This window comes from Paucisalibacillus algeriensis, assembly GCF_000577245.1.
GTDB lineage: Bacteria > Bacillota > Bacilli > Bacillales > Amphibacillaceae > Ornithinibacillus.
This window is the reverse complement of sequence record NZ_CBYO010000006.1, coordinates 112,133-138,356: the sequence shown is the minus strand read 5'-3', so window position 1 is coordinate 138,356 and position 26,224 is coordinate 112,133. Positions and strand designations below refer to the sequence as shown.

General features: G+C 36.5%; 23 protein-coding genes. 12 read left to right on the top strand and 11 right to left on the bottom strand.

All coding sequences use genetic code 11. The features are described 5' to 3' along the window. The 4 genes from TY11_RS04695 to TY11_RS04680 all read left to right on the top strand — a co-directional run. The coding region (locus TY11_RS04695; RefSeq protein WP_042143451.1) for an isopeptide-forming domain-containing fimbrial protein at positions 1-1,346 on the top strand (1,346 nt) is incomplete at its 5' end. Between the two features lie 179 nt (positions 1,347-1,525). Continuing rightward, positions 1,526-2,101: a class D sortase, LPxTATN-specific gene (locus tag TY11_RS04690; protein WP_042143407.1), complete on the top strand. Its 576-nt coding sequence runs from the start codon at positions 1,526-1,528 to the stop codon at positions 2,099-2,101. A gap of 293 nt (positions 2,102-2,394) precedes the next feature. Continuing rightward, a complete protein-coding gene (locus TY11_RS04685; protein ID WP_042143405.1) occupies positions 2,395-6,993 on the top strand; it encodes a SwmB domain-containing protein in 4,599 nt (1,532 codons plus the stop codon). A 572-nt stretch (positions 6,994-7,565) separates the two neighbouring features. After that, positions 7,566-8,696: a response regulator gene (locus TY11_RS04680; RefSeq protein WP_042143403.1), complete on the top strand. Its 1,131-nt coding sequence runs from the start codon at positions 7,566-7,568 to the stop codon at positions 8,694-8,696. A gap of 160 nt (positions 8,697-8,856) precedes the next feature. Here TY11_RS04680 and ymzB read toward each other — a convergent pair whose 3' ends face one another. Continuing rightward, positions 8,857-9,207 (bottom strand): protein YmzB, encoded by a 351-nt coding sequence (gene ymzB / locus TY11_RS19780; protein ID WP_052345727.1) that lies wholly within the window; start codon positions 9,205-9,207, stop codon positions 8,857-8,859. A 210-nt stretch (positions 9,208-9,417) separates the two neighbouring features. Between ymzB and htpG the strand changes: the two genes are divergently transcribed. Continuing rightward, positions 9,418-11,301, top strand: coding sequence for a molecular chaperone HtpG (gene htpG / locus TY11_RS04670; protein WP_042143401.1), 1,884 nt, complete (start codon positions 9,418-9,420; stop codon positions 11,299-11,301). Between the two features lie 50 nt (positions 11,302-11,351). Here the strand turns inward: htpG and TY11_RS04665 are convergent, their stop codons facing one another. Further along, positions 11,352-12,446 (bottom strand): metal ABC transporter solute-binding protein, Zn/Mn family, encoded by a 1,095-nt coding sequence (locus TY11_RS04665; protein ID WP_042143399.1) that lies wholly within the window; start codon positions 12,444-12,446, stop codon positions 11,352-11,354. A 141-nt stretch (positions 12,447-12,587) separates the two neighbouring features. Between TY11_RS04665 and TY11_RS04660 the strand changes: the two genes are divergently transcribed. From TY11_RS04660 to arsC, 4 genes are all read left to right on the top strand, one after another. After that, positions 12,588-14,003 carry a SpoVR family protein gene (locus TY11_RS04660; RefSeq protein ID WP_042143398.1) on the top strand — a complete coding sequence of 472 codons (1,416 nt, stop codon included), beginning with the start codon at positions 12,588-12,590 and terminating at the stop codon, positions 14,001-14,003. 133 nt (positions 14,004-14,136) lie between these two features. Beyond that, entirely contained in the window at positions 14,137-14,481 is a 345-nt protein-coding gene (locus tag TY11_RS04655; RefSeq protein WP_042143396.1) for an ArsR/SmtB family transcription factor, read from the top strand. 17 nt (positions 14,482-14,498) lie between these two features. Next, entirely contained in the window at positions 14,499-15,797 is a 1,299-nt protein-coding gene (locus TY11_RS04650) for an arsenic transporter (RefSeq protein WP_042143394.1), read from the top strand. A gap of 15 nt (positions 15,798-15,812) precedes the next feature. Next, positions 15,813-16,232 (top strand): arsenate reductase (thioredoxin), encoded by a 420-nt coding sequence (arsC, locus tag TY11_RS04645; protein WP_042143392.1) that lies wholly within the window; start codon positions 15,813-15,815, stop codon positions 16,230-16,232. 81 nt (positions 16,233-16,313) lie between these two features. Here arsC and TY11_RS04640 read toward each other — a convergent pair whose 3' ends face one another. From TY11_RS04640 to TY11_RS04615, 6 genes are all read right to left on the bottom strand, one after another. Further along, positions 16,314-17,051: a hypothetical protein gene (locus TY11_RS04640; protein WP_042143390.1), complete on the bottom strand. Its 738-nt coding sequence runs from the start codon at positions 17,049-17,051 to the stop codon at positions 16,314-16,316. After that, positions 17,044-17,556 (bottom strand): RNA polymerase sigma factor, encoded by a 513-nt coding sequence (locus tag TY11_RS04635; RefSeq protein WP_042143388.1) that lies wholly within the window; start codon positions 17,554-17,556, stop codon positions 17,044-17,046. The genes TY11_RS04640 and TY11_RS04635 overlap by 8 nt, the downstream gene beginning before the upstream one ends. A gap of 79 nt (positions 17,557-17,635) precedes the next feature. Further along, positions 17,636-18,829 (bottom strand): MFS transporter, encoded by a 1,194-nt coding sequence (locus TY11_RS04630; protein WP_052345726.1) that lies wholly within the window; start codon positions 18,827-18,829, stop codon positions 17,636-17,638. Between the two features lie 12 nt (positions 18,830-18,841). Then, positions 18,842-19,885, bottom strand: coding sequence for an ArsR/SmtB family transcription factor (locus TY11_RS04625; RefSeq protein ID WP_042143384.1), 1,044 nt, complete (start codon positions 19,883-19,885; stop codon positions 18,842-18,844). A gap of 142 nt (positions 19,886-20,027) precedes the next feature. Then, the gene (locus TY11_RS04620; protein ID WP_042143382.1) at positions 20,028-21,215 is read right to left on the bottom strand and encodes a DUF4179 domain-containing protein; all 1,188 of its coding nucleotides are present in this window, start codon (positions 21,213-21,215) and stop codon (positions 20,028-20,030) included. Between the two features lie 134 nt (positions 21,216-21,349). Further along, a complete protein-coding gene (locus TY11_RS04615) occupies positions 21,350-22,387 on the bottom strand; it encodes an NAD-dependent epimerase/dehydratase family protein (RefSeq protein ID WP_042143378.1) in 1,038 nt (345 codons plus the stop codon). 195 nt (positions 22,388-22,582) lie between these two features. Here TY11_RS04615 and TY11_RS04610 point away from each other — a divergent pair, with 195 nt between their 5' ends. From TY11_RS04610 to TY11_RS04600, 3 genes are read left to right on the top strand one after another with little or no spacing between them, the layout of a single operon-like run. Further along, entirely contained in the window at positions 22,583-22,933 is a 351-nt protein-coding gene (locus TY11_RS04610) for an ArsR/SmtB family transcription factor (RefSeq protein WP_081755825.1), read from the top strand. Positions 22,934-22,952: 19 nt separating this feature from the next. Next, entirely contained in the window at positions 22,953-24,248 is a 1,296-nt protein-coding gene (locus TY11_RS04605) for an NAD(P)-binding domain-containing protein (protein ID WP_052345725.1), read from the top strand. Then, the gene (locus tag TY11_RS04600; RefSeq protein ID WP_231495776.1) at positions 24,238-24,756 is read left to right on the top strand and encodes a GNAT family N-acetyltransferase; all 519 of its coding nucleotides are present in this window, start codon (positions 24,238-24,240) and stop codon (positions 24,754-24,756) included. Before TY11_RS04605 ends, TY11_RS04600 begins: the two co-directional genes overlap by 11 nt. Before the next feature lie 141 nt (positions 24,757-24,897). On the opposite strand, the gene TY11_RS04595 is transcribed toward TY11_RS04600, so the two are convergent. From TY11_RS04595 to TY11_RS21170, 3 genes are all read right to left on the bottom strand, one after another. Then, positions 24,898-25,380: a tetratricopeptide repeat protein gene (locus tag TY11_RS04595; RefSeq protein ID WP_042143372.1), complete on the bottom strand. Its 483-nt coding sequence runs from the start codon at positions 25,378-25,380 to the stop codon at positions 24,898-24,900. 81 nt (positions 25,381-25,461) lie between these two features. Then, entirely contained in the window at positions 25,462-25,842 is a 381-nt protein-coding gene (locus TY11_RS04590; RefSeq protein WP_042143369.1) for a hypothetical protein, read from the bottom strand. Positions 25,843-26,132: 290 nt separating this feature from the next. Then, positions 26,133-26,219, bottom strand: a complete 87-nt coding sequence (locus TY11_RS21170) for a putative holin-like toxin (protein WP_491630653.1) — start codon at positions 26,217-26,219, stop codon at positions 26,133-26,135. Positions 26,220-26,224 lie beyond the last annotated feature (5 nt).

Genomic DNA, 26,224 nt, shown 5'->3' with positions numbered 1-26,224 from the left:
TTCGCTCACGCAATACCTTGAAAGAAAGTCTTGTGACTAACTTGGTAATTTCGGATGTGTTACCAGAAGGACTTACTTTTGTAGAAGGTAGCTTGAAAGCCAGCCATGAAGGAACGGCTGATTTCGCTAACGGAACAATCATAGCTAATTTTGGAGATGTATCCGATGTGGAATGGCGAGCTGTAACGTTCCAAGCAACCATTGATTCCGGTCAAGTTGGAAATACATTGCAAAATATCGCTACAGTAGACGGTGACAATTTAGAAGTTCCAGATAAACCGGAAAATGAAATTACCGTAGACCCGAAAGAGCCTGTTCTAGAATCTAGAAAAACAGCAACTCTTACGGAAAAAACAGAGGGGAACACCGACATCGAGCATGCAGAGGTAGGAGATGTTCTCACTTACACGATAGAAACAAGAAATACCAAGGATGATAGTCTTATCACAAATCTAGTAATCTCGGATACTCTCCCAGAAGGATTAGAGTATGTTGCAGGTTCATTGACGGTAGACGGACAGGAAGCTACAGATTCTGAAGATGAGGACAATGGGTCATTCGCAGGCGGAGAAGTAGTTGGACACTTTGGTGATGTGACAGATACCGAATGGCATACGGTAACCTTCCAAGTAGTCGTTGGGGAAGGTCAAGCAAGTAAGGATATTATCAATACCGCAGTAGTCGAAGGTGATAATGTGGATACGCCAGACCAACCAGAGCACGAATTGCTTGTCTATCCGAGATATCCAGTATTAGAAGCTGAGAAAACAGCTGTTAATGTGAAAGAAGGCAAGGAAAACTACGAAGCTGGTGACACGGTTCATTATACGATTAAAGCTAGAAATACCGTGAAAGATAGTGTTGTTGAAGATCTTGTCATTTCGGATGTACTACCTGAAGGGCTCACCTTTGTCGAAGGAAGTATCGAAGTAAGCCATGAAGGATCTGTCGACTATAAAGACGGTACTATTATGGCAAGCTTCGGTGATGTGACGGATACGGAATGGAGAACAGTAACCTTCCAAGCCCAAATTAATTCAAATCAATATGGAAAATCAATCGAAAATATTGCAACGGTCGATGCAGGTAACATCGAAACACCTGTAAGTCCGAGCAAAGAAATTATAGTTGATAAGGAAGTAACGGTTACACCAGAAGAGCCGGATAATCCAGATAATGATTCAAATCCACCTAATAACAATGACACCGAGATAAAAGAACCAGAAAGTGGAAATGAATTGCCAAAAACAGCAACTAATAACTATAATATCCTTCTTTTAGGTGCAATATTAACACTAATAGGGTTAATCATATGGTTTACAAGGAGAAAAATGGCAAGACACTAAATATTATGCTTTTACAAGATAGTCATACTGGTTGTGTTCAACCGGGTGGCTATCTTTATCTTCAACTAGATTACTTTTATGAGAAATTATTTCTGATTTGACCATATTCATAAACGAATAACGATGAAATAAGTTATGATAAGAAGTAAGAATTGTATGAATGATAGGTGGTGGAAAACATGGCAAAAAAGATACTCTCTTTTGTTACTATTTTATTATTAATCGGGGGGCTTTCCTTATCTGGATATTCGATATTTAATATATGGAACGATAATCAACAGACGGATAAATTACTAGTCGAAGCAGAGGAGCTTCTAACGTACTCCTCAGAGGAAGAAGTGGTAATACCCAAATTTCAAAAAGGGGACCCTATTGGGGTGTTGGAAGTGCCGAAAATTGACGAGAAGCTACCAATAGTGGAAGGTACAGATAGTGAAGAACTTCGTAAAGGAGTTGGGCATTATACAGGGACTGCTTTACCTAATCAAAATGATCAAATTGTGTTATCCGGACATCGTGACACCTTGTTTAGAAGGTTCGATGAAATAAACATTGGCGATCATTTTATTGTGAAATTACAATATGGGGAATTTACATACGAGATTGTAGATACAAAAATTGTAGATGCTGATGATCGAACTGTTATAAAGTCTACTGCTCCTGAAGAAATTTTAACTGTTACGACTTGCTATCCTTTTGGATATATCGGAGATGCGCCAGAACGTTTTATCTTTACAGCCAAAAGAGTGAATTAATATAGTCCATTTTGTTTGTTTAAGCTAGATGTTTATGCACCATTTATTATTCTAATTAATCGAAAACCGTTGATTAATCTTGCAAGTGATTCATCAACGGTTATTTGTGTTTTAGAACATAAAAAAAATAGCGAAAAAAGTAGTTTAGTGTAGAATTATGTATATTTTTTGTATAGATTTATCTGATAATCTATAAATTAATTCAATGTGTCTAAATAGTAAACCAACACAGACATTAAGAAGTGGTAAATTAGTTATCTAACCACTTAGTAAAAAGAGAGGAGTTATGAAATATGAAAAATCATGAACGTAAAATATCAATCTTTTTTGTAGCACTCTTACTTTTTGGAACAATGTTTCCAGGAGTTGGAGGAAAAGCAATATTTGCAGCAGGAATAAGTACATCAGGTACTGAAATTAATTATAATGAGAAGGTACCAAGTGAAGTGGCAGAACCGGTCGTGGTAGCCCCCGATTTAGAGATTACTCCCGAGGAAAACGAAGTGTTCTCAGGAGGAAATATCCTCTTTCAAATTGCTGAAGGGAACGACCCATCAGAAAAACTTAGTCTTCCAAATGGGACATACACTCTTGAAGGTGGTCTAGTAATTAATGTACTAGATGGTGTAGTATATATGGATTCTAATGGAGATAATGATTTTGATGATCCAGGTGAGGGCATTGCGAAAGTAAATGAAACATTTAATGGTAATGGGACAGCACTTCAAATAGATTTCCTAACCATTCCTATTCCCAACGGGAGCTTTCAAGAAGGAGCGGTTGGAGAATTTGTACCAGTTCCAAACTGGCAAATTAATCATACAAGTGTCGGGCCAGATGGAAGTCAAATCAATCAGATTTGGTTAGGTGATAAAGCTTCAAAAACTAAAGGACGCTCCTATGATAGTGTTACAAGTAATGGAGATGGTACCTATACTGTTGTCGGTCCAGATGGAGCTTACAACTATGTGACTAATGTGAATTATAATAACCTAGCATCTACAAGGGATCCACAGAGTGTCGAAGGTTATGAAGCCGTTTTTAATAGCCTTAATAAATATGTAAATAATGTCTATACAGATACTGATTCAAATAGTCAAGCACTTGAAATAGGCTTTCTCAGTGCTTTACTTAAGCAAGGAGATTATGCACAAAAAGATGGTAAAATTGCGTCTTCATTTGGAATCGAAGCAATAAGTGATCCATTCGAAGCAAATGCTGGAGACCAGCTAGGTTTTGATTGGAAAGCAAATGATGGTGGCGATGATTACGAGGTTTATGGATTTTTAGTGAATGAAGCAACTGGAAATCATATAGAAATCCTTTATGGTAGAGGGTCCGCCCAAAACTGGACAACAAACAGTGGAGTCATTCCTGCAGATGGAATGTATCGTTTTCGTTTTGTTGCTGGCTCATTTAATAGAACAGATGGCACGACACACGGTGCAACATTAAGTATTGATAACATACGTATTCTTAGTGGAAAAGTTGTAGCAAGTGTAGCGGAACAAATTGGTCAACTAGTTACCTATGAAACTACTGAATTACTAGGAGATCGACATGTAGACATCACTATTACCAATGGAGTTGGTGAAGTAAGTAATACAGCTACAGTTCCTATTTTGATAGACAATGGCTTAGAAAGATCATTAACAATTAAGGTACCTAATGAAGGTCAAATTGTATATGAATCTGTACCTGTGATTTCGGGAGAAGTAATGAGTGGTTCAACTGTAACTGTTACGGTAACCGGACCGAATGGTTATTCCTATACTGGTAATGCTAGTCTTACTGAAACCGGTTGGGAAATAGATGGATTGAATGAATTAACTGAACCTGGGGAATATCAAGTTAGTGTTACGGCAACTACTGGAGAATTGGATACCAATCCACCAGTAAAATCTACATTTAATTTTGTAAGTAAAGCGGAACTAGAAGATTATGTAGCAAGTGTTAATGATTTAAAACAAGGGGATTATATCGCTGGTTGGGAAGACGACGATGATGATGATATCGAATTTGCTAGTGCATTACAACAAGCAAAAGATTTATTAGAAGATATTGCAAATACTAGTGATGGTTCACACCCTGATCAAGCAGCTATTGATACAGCACTTCAAAATCTAATACAAGCTAAAGAAGCATTAATAAAACATTATCCAATAGAGTCACATCCAGCAACTTTTGAACATGGAGGGGCTGAAATCACGGTTGATTTCGATAAAAATGTGTTATTAACTAATACGGAAAATCCTGTAGAAGGATTTACAGTATTGGTAGATGGTGTTGAATATAATGTGACAACAGTGGTGGCTAATGGTGATAAAGTTGTCATAACCGTTGATCAGCCATTAGACAGTGATGCGGAAATCACAATCTTGTATACCAAAAATGAAGAAAATCCCAACCTATTTGGTAATGAAGAAAATGGTTCAGCAGATGAAAGTTTTTCAGTAATTGCAACAGACTATTTCGGGAAAGAACTCCAAATTGAAACAACTACTGGTAATACAGACAATAATCGTCCAGTATTTACAGGAAACACTCATCTAGATACTGATCAAGTATTCATAACGATTTATGATAGCAGCTCCAATCCTGTGCTAACTGAAGTTGATGCAACTTTAAATCAGGAAGGTCAATGGTCCTATACTATTCCAGAGGGCAGTGAGCTTTCTCAAGGGGATTATACTTTTGAAGTAAATGCTATCGATACAGAAAGTGGTAGAACCGTTATAAAATCCGAATCATTCACTATTGTTACTAAAGATGCACTAAAATCCTTATTTGATGAAGTCATTATGCTTTCGGAAGGGGATTATCGTTTAGGATGGGATGATTTTGAAACGGCGCTACATCATGCAGAGGAAGTCTTAAATGATCCAATAGCTTCTCAGGTTGAGGTCGATGAAGCCTTAACCGACCTTGAAACAAAAAGGGATGCTCTTGAAAAACACCCCCCAGAAGCTAAGAAAGCTAATTTTGAGGATGGGTATAATGAAATTACCGTGGAATTTAATAAGAATATAACATTTGTAGGTAGTGAAGTAGATCCTAAAGCTGGATTTAAGGTAACCATAGATGACAATGAAGTTTCGGTAATTGCAGTGGAATTAGTGGAAGTAGACTCTCAAGGAAAAACAAACAAAGTGAAGTTGACCTTGTCAGAGGATACGGTATTATCAAGTGATGCTAAAATTGAAATTGAATACAATAAAGCCGCAGGAAATTCCGTCCTTACCGGCAATGAGCCGAACGGAACAGCTGTTGAGGATTTTGTATTCCAAGCTAATGATGAATTTGGAAAAGCTCTACAATTTTCTAAACCAAATGGGATAACCAATAACACAACTCCTGTTATAGAAGGAACAGCTGACCCAACTGCTGAACGAGCTACTTTAACAATCATTGGGCCAGATGGAGAAGAAACCATCGTTACCGATGCTGCCATTATAGTCAACCCTGATGGCACTTGGACATACCAGGTAACTGATAAGCTTTCTCCGGGTGAATATGAAGTTCAAGTTACAACAACATTAGAAGGTCGTTCTGATGTTACAAAGATTCACACCTTTATCGTAGTTGATAAGGAAAAGCTTAATGAGGATATAAACTATCTAAACGAACAAAATCTTAAAGCAGGTCACTATACAGAGGAGTCATGGGCTCATTTTGAAGAAGCATTAAACCAGGCACAAAATGTTACAGATAATCCAGGTTCAACGCAAGTAGAAGTAGAATTAGCGAATGAATACTTAGAAATGGCTTATCAAGAATTAGTTAGTCTAGTTAATCTTCAGAAGGAATCTGCACTATCAACTGAACTAAATAAAAACCATTACTCAAAAGAAAGCTGGGATGCATATCAACGTGCATTAGAGGATGCAAACTCAGTATTGAATAATCCACAAGCTACCCAAAAGGAAGTAAATGAAGCCTTTGCAAGATTACAGGAGGCACGTAATCAACTGAAGGTTGACAAATTGGCACTAGAAAGCTTAGTGGATGAAGACAAGAACTATCATTCTATGGATTATTCAAAAGAAAGCTGGGATGCATATCAACGTGCATTAGAGGATGCAAACTCAGTATTGAATAATCCACAAGCTACCCAAAGGGAAGTAAATGAAGCCTTTGCAAGATTACAAGAGGCACGTAATCAACTGAACGTTGACAAATCGGCACTAGAAAGCTTAGTGGACGAAGACAAGAACTATCATTCTATGGATTATTCAAAAGAAAGCTGGGATGCATATCAACGTGCATTAGAGGATGCAAACTCAGTATTGAATAATCCACAAGCTACCCAAAAGGAAGTAAATGAAGCATTAGCAACATTACAAGAGGCACGTAATCAACTGAACGTTGACAAATCGGCACTAGAAAGCTTAGTGGACGAAGACAAGAACTATCATTCTATGGATTATTCAAAAGAGAGCTGGGATGCATATCAACGTGCATTAGAGGATGCCGAATCAGTATTGAATAATCCAAACGCAACCCAAGAAGAAATAAACGAAGCCTTTGCAAGATTACAAGAGGCACGTAATCAACTGACGGTAGACAAATCAGGATTAAAGAACCTGATAGATGAAGTAGCGGACTATCAATCTTCATATTACACGGAAGAGAGCTGGAAAGCTTATCATACCGCTTTAAGTTACGCTAAGGATGTATTAGCTGATTCACTAGCAACTCAGGCTGAAGTAGACGAAGCTTTCGTATTATTAAAGAAAGCCCAGGACGGATTAGAACCGGTCGAAGGGGATAATCTTTTACCGAAGACGGCTACCAATCTATATACTTTATTAGCTGTAGGTCTTGCTAGTCTATTAGTAGGTGTTTTACTTTTTGCCGTGTTAAGACGTAAAGTAAACCTACAAGAAAAATAAGTGTTAATCTATTAGGAATTAAGATAAATGGACTGCCGAAATTATATCCCGGCAGTCCATTTATTTTATGTATAATTTGAGAATGGTCTAAAACAGGAATGGAATAATTATATTCACTCCTGTTTATCCTTTTTTGCTAGTAACTTTTTTATTAGTTTATTGGAACGCTATAGGTTATCTTAGTCACTTCATTTATCTTGCAATCTGTATGTAATCTTTCTCCTTTTATCTGTTTGTTTAGACGACGGTTCGAATTTAATAACCCTATTCCTTTTCTTTATTGAGTCTTTCCCTCTAAAATTTCTTTAATTTAGTTTTATTAATTCCAATCTCATCAATAGATATAATAATAGAAGCATAGTATTAAATTCTTTGAACTTGAATCTGCAATGTTCCTCCAGATACTACCTTATGAAAGTTATTCTTTGATGTAATTATGGTGTAGTGTATGATTAAAGTTATATCCTACTAAATTATGAAATAATTTTACGTAATTAAAGAATATATATCTAATAAAATGAAATTTTTATCAATATATGCTATATGATACATTGATAGGGGAGAATAAATGAATGAGAGTAATTTTAATCGATGATGAGTATTTAGCATTAAGGAGACTTGAAGATATATTTAAAAAAAATTTCGACGAAGTAGAAGTCATAGCGGTGTATCAAAACGCTTTGCAAGCATATGAAGAAATCAAACTTAACTCGCCCGATGTAGTTTTCCTAGATATTGAAATGCCTGGAGTAAATGGGTTAGAGTTGGCTGAAAGAATTCAGGAAATAGATCATAAGATAGAAATTGTATTTGTTACCGGCTACAATAAATATGCAATAGAGGCATTTGAATTATTTGCTTTTGATTACATGTTGAAACCTATCCTGATTAACCGTTTAAATAAAACTGTAAATCGATTAAAGCAGCGTCTAAAAAATGACTCTTTGCCTTTAAAAGAAGATAAGGATATCTATATTCAATGCTTTAATCAAATAAAAGTTATAAAAGACGGGGGAAAAGCAGAAGTATTAAAGTGGAGAACAACGAAGGCACAAGAGCTTTTTGCATACTTATTTCATAACAGAGACAAAATCGTTAATAGGGAGACATTAATGGACCTGTTATGGCCAAATACTAATAATACACAGCAACTTTATACAACGATATACCAAATCCGAAGAACCCTTAAAAAGTATGGATTAGGTTCAGTTTCCATTAAAAGCAGTAATGGTGGATATATATTATCTGTTGAAAATATACGAATTGATATAGAGGAATGGGAACATAATTTGTATCAATTGGAGCCATTGTCTAGTATGAATAGAATGGAACACGAACAGGTCTTTAATGATTATCAAGGTGACTATCTTGGGGATTATGGATACTTATGGGCTGAAGGAGAAAAGGAAAGATATCGACGTTTATGGCTGAATCATGGTCTCAGATTATCTAGATTTTACCAAGAGAAAGGGAACAATGAGTATGCAATAAATATACTCCAGAAAATGCAGAAAGTGTATCCTGAAAATGAGGAAATTTACTTTGAGTTGATGAAAATATATGCATCAATGAATAGAATAACAGCAGTAGAGAAGCAATATCTGATGCTATGTAAATTGTTATCCAGGGAACTAGATGTAGTACCAAGTCAAGTAATTACAAATTGGTATGAAAATTGGAAACGTGAAAAATATTATCTATAAAAGAAGAGATAGTAATATTTTCCCTATAAGCGCCTTCCTAGGGGTCTTTTAAAACTTGTGTAATATGCTATTTTTTGATTAGGTGAAAGTCAAAAAGGTAACAGAGAATAGAAAGCACTAGACAAGCAAAAAAGGGCTCTTTAGCCCTTTGTACGTTTGATCAAGCTAACTCGACCTTATAAACCCCGCGATCAGTCGTAATAAAAAACTTCTCCCCATCAAATTCATAAAGTGAATTATCCTGAAGTGGAATTTCATAAACGGCTGATGGAAGTGGCTGGTTGCTCATGGCTGCCAGTGTTTCTATGTTTCCTTCTCCATTTAAAAGTAAACTATGCATTGGTACATAATCATCAATTCTGCGTGTGTTCCGATCATAAGTTATACTTTGTAGATTCATCGTCGTTTGATCGACATCATCCATTTCATGCTTTGTAATTTTAACTTTTCTTCCGCTCCATTGTTGTATTAAATGATTAAATTCCTCAACCGACAAAAATTGGTGTTCCATTCTATCCCTCCTGATTTTAAATTCTCCTAAAACAAACGGAATATGCGGTTATCAATTCCATTCTAAAATTGAACTTACCAATTGACATTTCCGAATAAGATATGATATTTATTTGGTAGTAATAAAATTAGCACTCTCGAACTGAGAGTGCTAAAATATAAGTATCCAAGTAATGCTTCCATTATAAATGCTTAAAAGGAGTTGTTGGAAATGGGAAAAAGGAAGTTTAAAGCAGAATCCAAGCGATTATTGGAACTGATGATTAATTCAATCTACTCACAAAAAGAAGTATTTCTGCGCGAATTAATTTCAAACGCAAGTGATGCGATTGATAAAATCTACTACAAGGCTTTGACAGACGAAAATTTAACATTTAATCAAAGTGATTATTTTATAAAGCTTGATGCAGACAAGGATTCCCGTACGTTGAAAATTGCGGATACTGGTATTGGGATGACAGGAGAAGAGTTAGAAAAGAACCTTGGAACCATTGCTAAAAGTGGTTCATTAAGCTTCAAAACGGAAAATGAAATCAAAGATGGCCATGATATAATCGGTCAATTTGGTGTTGGTTTCTATGCGGCATTTATGGTTGCGGACACTGTAACTGTTGTAAGTAAAGCATTAGGTAGCGAACAAGCATTCAAATGGGAATCAACTGGTTCAGAAGGTTATACTATTGAACCCGCAGAAAAAGAAACGGTGGGTACAGAAATTACACTGAAGTTAAAAGAAAATACGAAAGACGACAATTATGATGAGTACTTAGAAGAATATCGATTAAAAGAAATTATTAAGAAATACTCTGATTTTATTCGCTATCCAATTAAAATGGAAGTTACAAAAAGTAAAAAAGAAGACGATAGTGATGAATATGTTGATTACAAGGAAGAAGAAACAATCAACAGCATGGTACCAATTTGGAAAAAAAATAAAAGTGAACTAACCGATGAAGATTATGAAAACTTCTATCGTGAAAAGCGATACGGCTTTGATACACCATTAAAGCATATTCACTTAAGTGTGGATGGAAATATTCGTTATAATGCTATTTTGTTTATTCCTGAAAATCGTCCATTTGATTACTACTCACAAGATTACGAAAAAGGTCTTGAACTGTATTCCAGCGGTGTACTGATCATGGAAAAATGTGCAGACTTAATTCCAGATCATTTTAGTTTTGTAAAAGGTCTAGTAGACTCAGAAGATTTATCATTAAATATTTCCAGAGAAATGCTTCAACACGATAGACAATTAAAGCTTATCGAGAAAAATATTAATAAGAAAATTAAGCAACAATTACTAAGTCTACAAAGAGATGATAGAGAAAAATATGAGCAGTTCTTTCAAGCGTTTGGTCGCCAATTGAAGTTCGGTGTTTATAATGAATTTGGTGCTAATAAAGACACCTTAAAGGATCTCTTGTTATTCTACTCTTCTAAAGAGAAGAAACTTGTAACATTAGCCGAGTATGTATCCAGAATGCCAGAGGATCAGAAGTATATTTACTATGCAACAGGTGAGTCTATTGATCGCATAGACAAGCTTCCTCAAACAGAGCTTGTAGCCGATAAAGGATATGAAATCCTTTATTTCACCGAAGAAATTGATGAATTTGCTATTCGTGTATTAATGAATTATGAGGAAAAAGAATTTAAATCTGTATCAAGTAATGACCTTGGAATTGATACCGAAGAAGAAAAGGTATCTGAACAAGAAACAGAAGAAAATAAAGAGCTTTTCGATTATATGAAGGAAAAACTAACAGGAAAAGTGAAAGAAATTCGCGTATCTAAACGTCTAAAATCACATCCTGTATGTCTAACTGCAGATGGTGAAATCTCCATTGAAATGGAAAAGGTCATTAACGCTATGCCTGATAATCAGCATGTGAAGGCAGATAAGGTACTAGAAATTAATCCAAATCATGAAGTATTCCAAACGTTGAAGGAATCCTTTGAAAATGACAAAGAAAAACTTGATCTTTATACAAATATTCTGTTCAACCAAGCACTACTAATTGAAGGATTGCCTGTTGAGGATCCAGTGGAATTTACAAATAATATGTGTAAAGTAATGGTTGCTCAATCTTAAGTAGAAGACCCAGTGTTGGAATCTGCATTCTAACACTGGGCTCTTTTATCTTATTGTAATGCTTTATCTAAAGTTTCTAGGTTCCTCTTCATCAAACTAAAATAGTCTTCATTATTATCCAAATCATCAGCTGTTAAAGTCGATAGATTATGCAAGTAAAGTGGCTCAGCATTAATTTCCTCCCGTATAACTTCTGCTACTTTTGGTGTGACGTTTTGTTCAAAGATAACATACTTGAAATTTTTATCTTTGGCTAGTTTTATTAGCTGTGCCAATTCACTTTGAGAAGGCTCCTGGCTTGACGATAATCCTGCAATAGGTATTTGTTTAATTCCATAGCTTTCTTCCCAATAACCATAGGCTGCGTGGGAAACAATCATTTCCGGGTTTTCTTTTGTTTCTACTAAATGGTGAAATTGTTCGTCTAGAGCCTCTAGGTCACTCTTTAAAGCTTCAAAGTTTTTCTCAAACTCTTCTTTTGCATCTGGCTTTAGATTTACAAGGGAATCTTTTATATTCTCAGCAAGCAATATAGCTCGGTGCGGGTCTAGCCAAATATGTGGGTCCTCATCTCCATTGTTATGTTCGTGTTCATTGCCTTCTTCATGTTCATGATCGTGTTCTTCTTCCCCGTGCCCATGCTCATGTTCATGATTGTGTGCTTCTTCCCCGTGCTCATGCTCATGTTCATGATCGTGTTCTTCTTCCCCGTGCTCATGCTCATGTTCGTGATTGTGTTCTTCTTCTCCGTGCTCATGTTCATGATTATGTTCATGAGTTAATGCTTCCACACCCTCTGATGCGATAACCATTAAAACATCCTCATTTTTAAGTGTATCATGGATATTTTCTGCATAGGATTCCATGCCAAGTCCGTTGTAGATAAATGCATCTGCCTTAGCTATATCCAGAACTTCTCTCGAGGTGGGCTCATATGTATGGCTATCAGCACCAGGAGGAATAAGGGTAGTTACATTTACGTGAGAACCACCAATTTTTTTTGTAAAGTCCTCTAATGGATAAATCGATGTATAAATTGATAAAGTATCTTCGTCTTCTGAGTCTGTAGAACTTACATTATTACCGCATGCGCTTAATAATAATAGCAAACCTAATAAACTAGTAATCAATAAATTTCCTTTCACAAATACACTCTCCCTTTTTTTAAGTCAAAAATGATTATATCGTAATGATTACGATTTGTAAATAGGAACCGTTACGATTTAGTTTATTATGGTATCATGTTCATCATTCCTCTTTTAGCTCATAAACTGTAAAAAGCACACATGGAGGGATCATCATTGACAGATACAAAAGAGCTTCATAAAGCGATTGCGGAAATTACGGAAATTGCAGAAGGTTTTGGGTTGGACTTTTACCCGATGCGTTATGAAATATGTCCTTCAGAAATCATTTATACATTTGGTGCATACGGAATGCCTACGCGCTTCTCCCATTGGAGCTTTGGAAAACAATTTCATCGAATGAAGCTACAATATGATTTAGGTTTAAGCCAAATTTATGAATTAGTAATTAATTCTGATCCTTGTTATGCGTTTTTGTTAAACACAAACAGCTTAATACAAAACAAACTTATTATTGCACACGTTCTAGCACACTGTGATTTCTTTAAAAACAATGTGCGCTTCTCCAATACAAGAAGAGATATGGTTGAAAGTATGACTGCAACTGCTGAAAGAATTGCCGAGTATGAAATAATACATGGAAAAGAAGAAGTAGAAACGTTTTTAGATGCAGTACTAGCCATCCAAGAGCATATTGACCCATCGATTGTTCGTCCTAAGCTACCAGCCTATGTTTGGGATGAAGAGGAGTCGCCGATGAAGAAAGCAAAATCTCCTTATGATGATTTATGGGGGTTGGACGATAAAACAGAAGATACAAAGCCAAGAGTAAAACGCCGAAAAAAGTTCCCCCCCAAACCAGAAAAAGACATTCTGCTATTTATTGAACAATTCAGTAGGGAGCTTGAAGACTGGCAGCGTGATATTCTAACCATGATGCGGGAGGAAATGTTGTACTTCTGGCCTCAGCTTGAAACGAAAATCATGAACGAAGGCTGGGCTTCGTACTGGCATCAACGAATCATGCGTGAATTGGATTTAACATCTAGTGAAACAGTTGAGTTTGCAAAGTTAAACTCAAGCGTTGTGCAGCCATCTAAACAACGGATTAACCCATATTATTTAGGATTAAAAATCTTTGAGGATATAGAAGAACGTTATAACAACCCAACAGAAGAAATGAAGGCAAGAGGAGTCAAACCTGGCTCAGGGAGAGAAAAGATGTTTGAAGTACGGGAAATTGAATCTGACATCTCTTTTATTCGCAACTACCTCACAAAGGATTTGGTTGAGCAAGAGGATATGTATTTATTTGAGAAACAAGGTGCATATTATCGGATTTCTGATAAAGATTATGAGAATATTCGAGACCAATTAGTTTCTATGCGTGTTAACGGAGGGTTTCCATATATTACGGTTGTAGATGGTGACTATATGCGTAATGGAGAATTGTATTTAGTGCATGGGTATGAAGGGACAGAGCTTGATCTACACTATTTGGAAAATGTGCTGCCTTATCTTTATCAGTTGTGGGGTCGGAAGGTGTACATGGAGACTTATGTAGATGATAAGTTGTCAGTGTATTCGTATGATGGGGATCGGGTGTTTCGGAGATAAAGATAAAAGGGCTTACTACTTGTAAGCTCTTTTTACGTTTATTTAATCCTATGCAATATTCAAGTATTATCTATTGTATATATAAGCATATCATTATATACTAATGGGCGAATACATTAGGTGGTGAAAAGTTATGCTAAAAACAACCATTGAACTGGAAAAAGCTGCAACCATTTTAAAGTTATTGGGAGATAAAACTCGCTTGGCCATGATGAAAATACTGGATAAGCATGATTGTTGTGTATGTGAATTTGTAGCGATTTTCAAAACAAGTCAACCATCTATAAGTCAGCATCTTCGTAAATTAAGAGACTTAGGATTGGTGAAAGAAGAACGTAGAGGACAGTGGATATTTTACTCAATTAATAAATCGAATGAGTATTATCCATTTATTCAACAGATTCTCGAACAGTTGCCTAGTCAAGATGATAAATTAAAAGATTTAGAAGAACAAGGAACAAGAATTTCTTGTTGTTAACTTAAGGGGGAACAACTTTGTCAGCAACGGTTATACTAGCAATACTTATCTTTTTGGCAACGCTTATATTAGTCATTTGGCAGCCAAAAGGATTAAATATTGGGTGGTCCGCCTGTGGCGGAGCGATCCTGGCACTATTAGTGGGAGTCGTTGATTTTCAAGATGTTATGGAAGTAACAGGAATTGTTTGGAATGCGACATTGGCATTTGTTGCCATTATACTTATTTCGTTGATATTAGATGAGATTGGCTTTTTCGAGTGGGCATCCCTACATATGGCAAGGGCTGCTAAAGGTAACGGAATTAGAATGTTTGTTTATGTCAGTATCCTCGGTGCCATTGTAGCGGCGTTTTTCGCTAATGATGGAGCTGCACTAATACTTACTCCGATTGTTTTGGCGATGGTTCGTAACTTGAACTTTAAAGAAAAAATGGTATTTCCATTTATAATGGCCAGTGGTTTTATCGCGGATACAACTTCCTTACCACTTGTGGTTAGTAACTTAGTAAACATCGTCTCTGCAGACTTCTTTAATATTGGATTTGTAGAATACGCGATGAGAATGTTTATACCAAATATCTTTTCATTGGTTGCAACCATTACGGTTCTATTAATTTACTTTAGAAAAAGTATCCCAAGGAATTATGATATATCACAACTAAAGCAACCATCAGAGGCAATACGAGATAAAAAAATGTTCAACATGTCTTGGTATGTACTTGCAGTCTTATTAATTGGTTACTTTATTAGTGAGTTTATTAATCTCCCAGTATCTATTGTTGCTGGGGTTATAGCGATTTTCTTCCTACTAGTTGCTAGAAGAAGTGAAGTAGTTAATACAATGGCAGTTATTAAGGGAGCTCCATGGAATATTGTGTTCTTCTCGATTGGAATGTATGTGGTTGTATTTGGCTTGCGAAATGCAGGGTTAACAGACCTGTTAGCAGAAGTAATTCAGCTTGCTGCAGAACAAGGATTATTTATTACAACGATTTCAATGGGATTCATTGCGGCAATCCTATCTTCCATTATGAACAACATGCCGACTGTTATGATCGATGCGATTGCAATTGCCGAAACAGATACAACAGGAGTTATTCGAGAAGCATTAGTGTACGCAAACGTTATTGGTTCCGACTTGGGTCCGAAAATTACTCCAATCGGCTCATTAGCAACGCTATTATGGCTTCATGTTTTATCGAATAAAGGTGTAAAAATCTCTTGGGGAACGTATTTCAAAACAGGTATCGTACTAACCATTCCAATCCTGTTTATCACCTTATTAGGTCTATATTTAACACTAACTATATTTTAATAAAGGAGAATCATCATGGCTAAAAAGACAATCTATTTCTTATGTACGGGTAATTCTTGTAGAAGCCAAATGGCAGAAGGATGGGCTAAAAAACTTCTAGGAGACGAGTGGGAAGTAAGAAGTGCTGGAATCGAAGCACATGGTTTAAACCCAAGTGCGGTGAAAGCAATGACGGAAGTGGGGATAGATATCTCTGACCAAGAATCTGAAATGATTGATAGTGAATACTTAAATAATACAACAATGGCTGTTACACTGTGTGGTGATGCTGCTGACCGTTGTCCAATGACACCACCACATGTGAGAAGAGAACATTGGGGATTTGATGATCCTGCGAAAGCTGAAGGAACAGATGAGGAGAAGTGGCAAGTATTTAGTCGTGTTCGTGATGAGATTGGGGAGCGTATTAAGCGATTTGCGGAAACGGGAGAATAGTTAATTCTTATATTGAAAAAATACACCTATGGTAATATGTCATAGGTGTATTTATATTTTATAAAATAACATCCTAATTTCTTATTGTTGAAATTCCTCAATCCATTCCATATCAATCGGTCCATTTAACACCTTATAATACTCACCACTATTTTTATAGTGTAGGTGATTCTCATAAATGGAAGCTGAAATAGGTTTTCCGTTTGAATAGATAGTGATACGAAAGCCCTTTTCGTTTGAAACATCACCATCCCACTCACGATCCTTCATCTTCTTAACTCGATATTGACTTAAAAAATCCTTTAAGGCTTCTGCATGCTCCATTTTATCCGTTTTTACATCATCATTAATGATGATGTAATCAACATTTGCTGTGTTAAAACCAATGACATCTTCCAACCCTTTTTCCCTATAATCATTGAAAATCATAAACGTGAATAAAAGTATAGGAACAATAATAATCACAGTAATAAATATTTTAAAGTATTTGCCATTTCCTAGTCCCTTCTTTATGGCGTATATAGCAAGTTTCTCCGATAAAAATGCAGATACTGGAATAACAGCTATAAAGAACAGTAACACATAAATTATGTCAACTATATAATGAGGATGCCAGGGCACGAAATGTGCAAAGTTCCTATAAAGTAGGTAGTAAAGATAAGAATTTACCAATAATAGGAGGATGAAAAATATCATATATAATCCTTTGCTCTTTCCACTATGTTGCATGACGGAGTCCAGCATTTGCTTTTTCTTCTCAGGAGTAAGATTAGTTTGTGGCATTGTTTCTAGCATCTTTTCCAGTTTGTCTTTACTCATGGAAGTTACCTCCTAATCTTGTTTTTAATGCCTTTTTCGAGCGATGATAGGTTGAGCGAACTTTATTTTCACTCCACCCCAAAATCTCAGCAGTCTCTGTGACGGAAAATTGACTTATTCCTCTTAATAAGAGCACTTCCTTGTATCCAGACTTTAAAGAGAGAATAGCATGATAGAGTTCTTTGTTTTCCTCATTAAGATGAAGTAATAGCTCTGGTGTTACGTCGTTTCTTGGTTCATGGTGTGAGGAAAAAGGAATAAGGGATTTCCACTTTTTTCGGTTTCTTCTACGGATTTCATCTATGGCTAAGTTTTTGGCGATGCTATATAGCCATGTTTTTGGACTAGCATTTTCCTGGAAGCTAGATAATCCGTTCATTGCCCGGATAAACACTTCTTGTACTAAATCATCAACATCGGCTTCCCCAAGTCGGTAGATGAGGAAGTTATAGATTTCATCACTGTATTGGTAAAACCAATCGGTGATTATTTTTTCTCGGTCCATAACTAAACGACCCCTCTGTTATTCTATCAATCTATCTATTTAGACGACATACCCTATATAGTTATCGCACATAAAATGTTTAAACTTTACTTGCCATCAGATTTTTATTTCTTAAATATAAATAACCACCAAGAGCGGTAATGCAAATTACACTACCAATCAATACATACAGAAATCGGATTGCTATAAAAGGAACGGTAACCATTGCAAACAAGATACCAAGCGGCATCATGGTTCGCATAATTAATAACCGTACCGATGTAACTTTTCCCATTAAATGGTTAGGGATGACTTGCTGTATCAGTGTGATGTTATAAATGTTGAATATGGCGATAACGATACCTGCAATGATCTCTGTACCAACAGCAAGTACGTACCATGGTGTGATACCTAAAGAGAGATAGGTACAACCACCAATGAAAAGGGCAGTGAAAAGAATTCCCACTCCATCTAAGTTACTTAGTCGATTCTGGATGAAGGCACCGATTAAATAACCAATTGGAAAACCAGCCATAAATATTCCATAGGAGAAGACAGACTGATCCAGGGTAGCCGTAATAAAAGGAAGCGTGGTGACGACTGTCACCCCAACTCCAAATTGTACAAAACCAAAAAACACCCCAAGCCAAACTAGTAATCTATGGTTAAAATAGGTGTGAAGACCTTCACGAAATTCATGAATCCAGGGTTTTCTGATTGTTATTCGTTGATAGTCCTCATTCACCGTTAGTAACATGACGGAACTTAATAGAAAGGCAACCGTAATAATTAGAAGAACCCATTCCACCGCTAAATAATCTACAAATACCCCAGAAATTACTGGTCCCATAATGACCATTACTTGGCGGGTGCTATCTAGAGATGCATTTGCTTTAGAAAGGTACTCTCTTTCTATAACAGTACGTAAGATAGCCTGGTTTGCAGGAGCAAATATCGGCATAATCACACCAACAATGACCTGTACCAGAAAGATGAAGGCAATTGTGAAGGTATCTAAATATATTGATATCAACAAAATTGAGGCTAAGATCATACGTACAAATTGACAGTTAATCATGATCCATTTACGACTCCAGCGGTCGACATAGGGTCCTATGAAGAGCTGCATCAAGAACGATGGTATGTAATAAACCAGCCAGACAGATCCTAGTGCTGTAGCCGAACCGGTAAGTTGATAGATTAAGATGGAATTACAGGCAGTAAACAAAGCCCCTCCTAGCTCAGAAGTGGCATTGCCTAGCCAAATGGATCGAAAGCTAGAGCGATTATTCACCATATATTCTCCTTACTTATTTAGATAGAGATTTAGTTCCTCTGCTAGAAATTCCATTGTCTTTTTCTTAAGAGAGTACTTTGAATCTACTATTTCCACTAACTTGGCAGAACGAAGAATCTTAAGATGATGGTGGACGGTAGATTTTCCGAGATCTAGATGATCGGTAATTTCTTGTAGTGTACGTCCTTCTTCAAACAGCAATTTAACAATTCTCATTCGAGCCTCATCTCCTAAAGCCTTATACTTTAGAACCATAAAGTGGTCAGGCATATATCTATCATCTGGGGAGATACTTTCATTTGAAATCGGATAGTAGAACACTTTTGTACCCTCTATATCAGCTTCAATATTCCATGGCCGGTAAACATATTGGGGAATTAGTAACACATGATTCACACTTGGTTCAGGCATGTAGCTTATCCCGCCAGTTGCCCATTCAACCAGTGCTTCGGGCTCCATGCTGTTTAGCATATCCTTTTTCATTTCATAATCCGTTTGTAACATGGTTTGAAGTTCATCAGAATCCTTCCTAATCACTGCTTTATACCATCCCACCATAACCGTTATGAGGTGTTCTTTCAGATAAGTAGAATCTACCATACAGATATAATCTATATACTGAGGGAAAAATGGATTGTCTTTTGTTAGCCTTTTCATTTCGGAAGTAGCGGAATCATTCCCTAAAGCTACTTTATTTCGCAAATCCTGAAACTCATATCCAATGAATGGAAGACAGAAAAAATTCAGGTTATCCTCAGGAAGCTCTTGAATATAACATGCAAACTCCTTTAAATCTTTAAATCTTTTCATGTGGAGCAACTGAAGTAGTGCTTTCCACGTGTTATTCTTTTCTACATAATCCAATTCGTGTAATAGATCTGCGGGTAAATTGCTTTTAATACTACTCCAATAATCTAGTGGTTTTTCTAGTGTGTTCATAATGGGTGTATTTGTAATGGCGGCTATCCCTAAGGCGCATTCCCATAAGAGAGAGTATTCTAATTTGATTTGATAAGTTGTTCTTTTCCTACTAGTAAAATGCAATACATCCACAAGTATCACCTCGTTATTATCTTGTCTAATATTCTATATTATTAGAATTTATAATTCAACTTTTTTAGAATTAAAAAGCACCTAAAATAAATTCATTATTTTAGGTGCTCCACTATGGAGATATTCTTTTGTTTGAAATACTCTAGTTCTTAAACTTTACAGTAGTTTCTAGTTCCTTAACATAATTCAAAGGACGTAACTTCGCTGTGCTGATATAGAGCTCACTTATAGTATCTGTGGTTGAAAAAGTAAGCTGGAACGTATTTTTACGTAGTTGTTTTGGTGGATAATTACCTGAGTGTAGTTTCCCTTCTTTATTTTCAACCCAAATAGTAGCTGCCTGTTGAAAATCTTGTTCTCCGTTTATTTCGTAAGTAACGATGAGAAGGTCTTTTTCTGCTTTAACATCTAAAACGGTTAGTGTACCGGCATCACCTTGGGAAAGTGTGAATGGCTCTCCTTCCCATTTCTTTCGTGCATTTTCGGGTTTATAAGTGTGCAGGTCAACCTGATACGGTTGAATGAGTAACGACTCTGGTATTGGATCTAAAGGTTCAAAAAAATAGCTAGTATTGACCTTAATCTTCCCGTTCTTTAAAGGCTCAGATGAGCTTCCACCCCTTATAGGTTGAAGTATACGCCCCTTTTCATCCGTTACTTTTAAGTTTAAATCTATATGAAAATGTTTTTGTTCTTCCTGAATTATATTTTGTACTTGTATTTCGGTTCCGGTCGGGTAAAAGTTAATTTCATCATATGTAATAACCTTATCGCCCTTCTTTTTGGTTTCATGGATAGCGAAGGATTTGGTTACACCTTTTAGTGTTATAGGGATTTCAATCTTTGCGGAATCCTTCTCGGGTGACGTCATGCCTAACATAAAGGAATCAGGGATATTGTCGTAAAAATCAATGGTCATTGTCCCTGCATAGTCCCCACTTTTTAATACTTCACCACCAGCACTCATACGATGAATAGTAAGAGGTGCTCCATTTTTCGTGAATATAATCTCGTCTAAGAATCTATTTGTTAATGTAGCCTCTTTTTTGTTGTGAGACGTAATGATATAGGCTATGTGAATACTGGATCCATCATAGAGACTTTCGGTTATCAGTATCGTTTGGTCATTTATTGTTAAGGTTTCATTTACAGATGTTGTTAGACCTTTTTTACTAGCATGTTGTTCACCAACATCACCAACCAATTCAAAAATGGACTCATTATGTTGACTCGTCTTATTGGCTTGTACGATGTTCAAGTAACCAGTAGACATTATAGATAACATCATTATTGGAGCAGCGAATAGAAGTTTGTTACGATATTTTTTCATAAAAGGGTCTCCTTCCAATCTACATACTAGCTTTTCCAATAATAGGTAAAATATGTCGTGTGGTAGGGAGATAGCCTTTCCTAAGGTTTTGTTTATAAACAAAGGAGCTTGGAAATATCCAAGCTCCTGCGAATTCATCTGACAGTTTGTCTAAATAATCGTAGCAGTTCCCGCTCGCGTTCTGCCCTCATTCCGGCCTTCCTATCTTCTTCACCAGACCGGAGATTCTCCCATTCCAAGGTTGCTTGAATTGTTTCTGAAATAGGGCGGAATGTTAATCCATTTGTAATACCCTTTCTATTGGAAAATGCCATAAATCCCTTCCAAGGCTTGCCTCCCTCTTCTAATGGGAATTCTTCCGGTATCCATAATGGCATTTCACCCCATGGACCAACTTTGTTTTCCATTAAAAATTTTTCTGGAACCCAAGTATATGTAGCTTCACTATTTGAAACCTTTCTGCACTCTTCTAGAAAACTCTTCATGGACAATTCATAATCTGGTCCAATGGCATTAAACGTTCCAGATACGTTCTTCTCAACTAATTCGATTGTCCACTTCGCTAAATCACGAACATCGATAAATTGAATGGAACGTTCTGGCCTACCTGGTGCTAGCACTTCGCCACCTTCAGCAACACGTTTTATCCAATAGGAAAATCTATCTGTATAGTCGTAGGGTCCGACTATTAGGCCTGGACGAATGTTCAATACTTTACCTGGAAATGACTTTTCAATTGTTTTTTCGCTCATAGCTTTCAGGTGTCCATAATATTCTCCGTATAGAGGACCATCTGCAGTTTTAGTAATTTCAGCTAGTTTTTCTTGGGATAAGCTTAATACCACATCATTCTCGTCTGTCCCCGGGTCATAATGGTTTTTATAAACGGAACAGCTAGAAATAAATGTGTAATGAGACGCATCTTGAAGAACTCTACTAGAATTTTCTACTGTATGAGGAATAAAACCTGATGTGTCAATCACCGCATCCCATTTCCTCCCCTTCAATACATCTAGGTCTCTAAAGCGATCACCTGTTAACTGTTCTAAATCAGGAAAAACATCTTGATTATTTCCGCGATTAAAAAGTGTTACCTGATGTCCCTTTTCCAGTGCATAACTCACAATAAATCTACCTAAAAACCGTGTTCCTCCTAAGACAAGAATATCCATGAACTCCCTCTTCTCTAATAGTTATTTGTAAAATATATGATACTAATTTTCTAGTTATCAATTAATTCGTTACCGTTAAGATGAAATCCTCTGTTCTAAGCATCAAATAAATTTGATTTAGGGATTGAACATCAAAATAAATTGATATATACTGTAAATATCAAAAATATTTGATGTAAGAGAGGAGGGATGGAAATGGCAACAAATCTACAGGAATTACAAGCTACTTTCCAGCAATACGAAAAAATATTTAAGGCATTGGCTGATGAGAAGAGACTCAAACTCCTTAATTTGTTAGCAGATTCCAAAGAAGAATCAATATGTGTTTGTGACCTTGAAGAAGTAATGGTCATGGCGCAATCAAAGCTTTCCTATCATTTGAAAATTCTTATGCAGGCAGGTCTAATCCAACGAGAAAAGAGGGGGACTTTACATTATTACTCCATAAACAATGAGGTCATGAACCATATACTTTCGGAAGAGTTATGTTGTTTGTTCCGAAGATCAGATAACGGTGATAAAACAAATGTAACTTGTGGTTGCTAAATTCAAGGGGGATGAAATCATGAACCATTTACCTACTGTGATTATCGGGGCAGGGCCGATTGGGCTAGCTGCAGCAGCGCATCTTTATGAACGAAATGAGGACTTCTTAGTAGTAGAAAAAGGAGGGAGAGTAGGAAGTAACCTTTTAGAATGGGGGCATATACAATTATTTTCACCATGGGAATATAACATCAATTCGGCTGCAAAAAAACTACTACATACTACGGATTGGAGAGAGCCTGCAGCAGATGAACTTCCTACTGGGAAGGAAATCGTGGAGGAATACCTTGAACCATTATCATCACTTCCCCAGTTTTCAGGGAAAATTCTTCTCCTTACAGAGGTAATTGCGATTACAAGAATAAACAAAGATAAAATGAAATCTTCTTTCCGTGAAGAAAGTCCGTTTGTTATTTATGCTAAAACAAATGGCAAAACAAAGAAGCTAGAGGCGAAAGCAATTATTGATGCTAGTGGAACATGGAATAATCCGAATCCTCCGTTTGCTGATGGTGTATGGCGAGATGAGGATTTAAAAAAACGCGTCATTACAACCATTCCTAACATTAAAGCGGAAGAAGAGAAATATAAAAATAAGCATATTGCAGTTATTGGAAGTGGGCATTCAGCGTTAAATACGCTAATTGACTTATCTCATGTAAAGGAACAATATCCAAAAACAAAAATTTCATGGGTAGTACGGAAAGAACGGGCGCAGGAAGCATTTGGTGGAGAAGAAAGTGACACCTTAGCAGCGAGAGGAGCACTTGGAACAAAAACGCACAACATCGTAGACAATGGTGTAGTACATCTATTTTCAAACTTTTACGTGGAAGCTATTGAGCAAGGTGATGAAGGGTATAACATTCTATCTACAGAAGGTATTGAAGTACATGGTGTAGATGAAATTATTGTTAATACTGGGGCGAGACCAAATTTCTCTTTCTTAACGGAACTACGTTTAGAAGTGGATTCGGCCGTTGAAAGTACGCCAAAACTTGCTCCTTTAATAGACCCTAACCTTCATAGTTGTGGAACGGTTAGACCTCATGGAGAGGAAGAATTGCGTCATCCGGAACATAACTTTTATATTGCTGGTGTGAAAAGTTATGGACGTGCACCTACCTTCCTTATGACAACTGGTTATGAACAAGTTCGTTCCATTGTTGCGTATATTTCTGGTGACCTAGAAGCAGCCAAAAAAGTTGAGTTAGAACTGCCAGAAACAGGAGTGTGTAAAGTAAATTTAGCACCGAAAAATCAATTACAAATAGTTAGTGTTCATGGATTTGGAGATGGAAGCTGTGGCTGTTAATCCTTCTTTGAATATGTCTTTGAATGATAACCATATATTGATTCGTCCAATGAGAAATGAAGATGGAGATGCGGTACTGCAAATTTATGAAAAAGGTATCCGAACTAAAAATGCTACTTTCGAAACACAAACCCCGAGCTGGGAAGCTTGGAATGCAAATCATATATCACATAGCCGATTCGTTGCTACTGAAAATGGAGCTATAGTTGGATGGAGTGCTCTAACACCATATTCAAGCCGCTCGGTTTATCGAGGTGTACTTGAACTAAGTATTTATATTGATCCGGATCATGCTGGAAAAGGCATTGGTTCTAAGTTAATGAACATTATCATGGAATCCGCTAAAGATAGTGGTTGTTGGATGCTACAATCTAGTATTTTTCCTGAAAACCTAGCAAGCATTACATTGCATAAGAAGTTTGGCTTTCGTGAGGTTGGGTTTCGCGAAAAAATTGCACAGTTAGATGAAATATGGAGAGATGTTATTCTCCTTGAGAAGAGATTCTAATTTCCGGAGCGGTTTATACGCAAATCGTATTAGAGATTGCCACCCAGTAAAAAAAGATAATGAAAGCAGGAATTTCTTTTTAGAGAAAATAAAATCCTCACTAGTGCTATTGATAGCACTAGTGAGGATTCTTTTTATTTGCTACCATACTTGGTCTAACTTATCCGCATAATACCGAATTGCCTTCTCGTAGTTCAAAATGTCTTTATCTGAAGTGGTTTCTATTAAGCAATTCAACAATAACTCCATTGCCTTGTCATGTTTCTTTAAGTTATACATAGTCATCGCATAAAAGACTTGAAATGCGCGATTTCTAGGGAATGCTTCTATTCCTTTTTCAAACGTTCTTTTTGAATTTTCGTAGTCTCCAAGTGTACGGTATGTACTACCTAACCCGAGTAAGGCTCCTTCTAATTCTGCACCAGATAAACCTAATTCAATAGCCTTTTCATAAAAGGGTACAGCTTTTGCTTCCTCACCCAATACATCAAAACTCCATGCACACTGATAATTTATCTCTGGATTATTTGGGTGTCTTTCCACAAGTTCTACCATTAGTACATTGGATTCGGTTAACTTTTTCTGTTTTCTTAGTGAAATTGCTTGATCTAATTTATTCATCATTTTCTACTACCTTCATTATTTAGTCGGACTTATTGTTAGAGCCAAAAGTTCCATAATAAGTTTTAAACAATCACCGTTCCGTTAATTCTCCATTTCAATATATTCCCTAACTAATTTCCATTCCCCATTTTCAATTTCCCAGATATACATGCATTTAGCCCTGTGTAGCTGCCCTTGGATCGTGCTAGTCTCCGTACCAAAGATTAAATAATTCTTTCCACCCTTTCGTGTTGTTGTGGAGATAATTTCGAATTCTTTATGTGTTGATTCGTCGTATTGTTCTAAGACTGAAATAATATCATAGTTGTAGTCATATTCTTCCGGTTTTTCAATACCAGAAAAAGCCCAGTATCCAGTAAAACTTCTTGACATAAAGCTTCTAACTCCATCATCTTGCTTCAATCTAAAACCATTATTCCAGCTATTGTAATATTCTCCTATAACTTCTTCCAAACTTCTCATACAATTCTTCCCCCTAAAATACTTTATAAAAATTATATCATAAATATTTTGAATATTATTATTAAGTGGGTGTTAGTTATTTTAGAAATAGTAAGAGGTGTAGACATTTGAGGAAGTTGTGGGTATAATGTGACTAAAATCAGCATAAAATGAACCGAGGATGCTACCGTACATCCCCGGCCCCGCATGGTTAGAAGTTCAGGTGTGGAATCCCCTCTGAACACCTTACAATTGAAAAATGAACAGAAGAACCCTCACCCTATAGTGATTTAGCCGTCACGGGTGGGGGTTCACTTTTTGTTAATCTTATCGTCAATTAACCGCCTTACGAACTCCAGCAAAGATATCAAAAATGAACCCGCTGCAACTAGTAACATCAAAA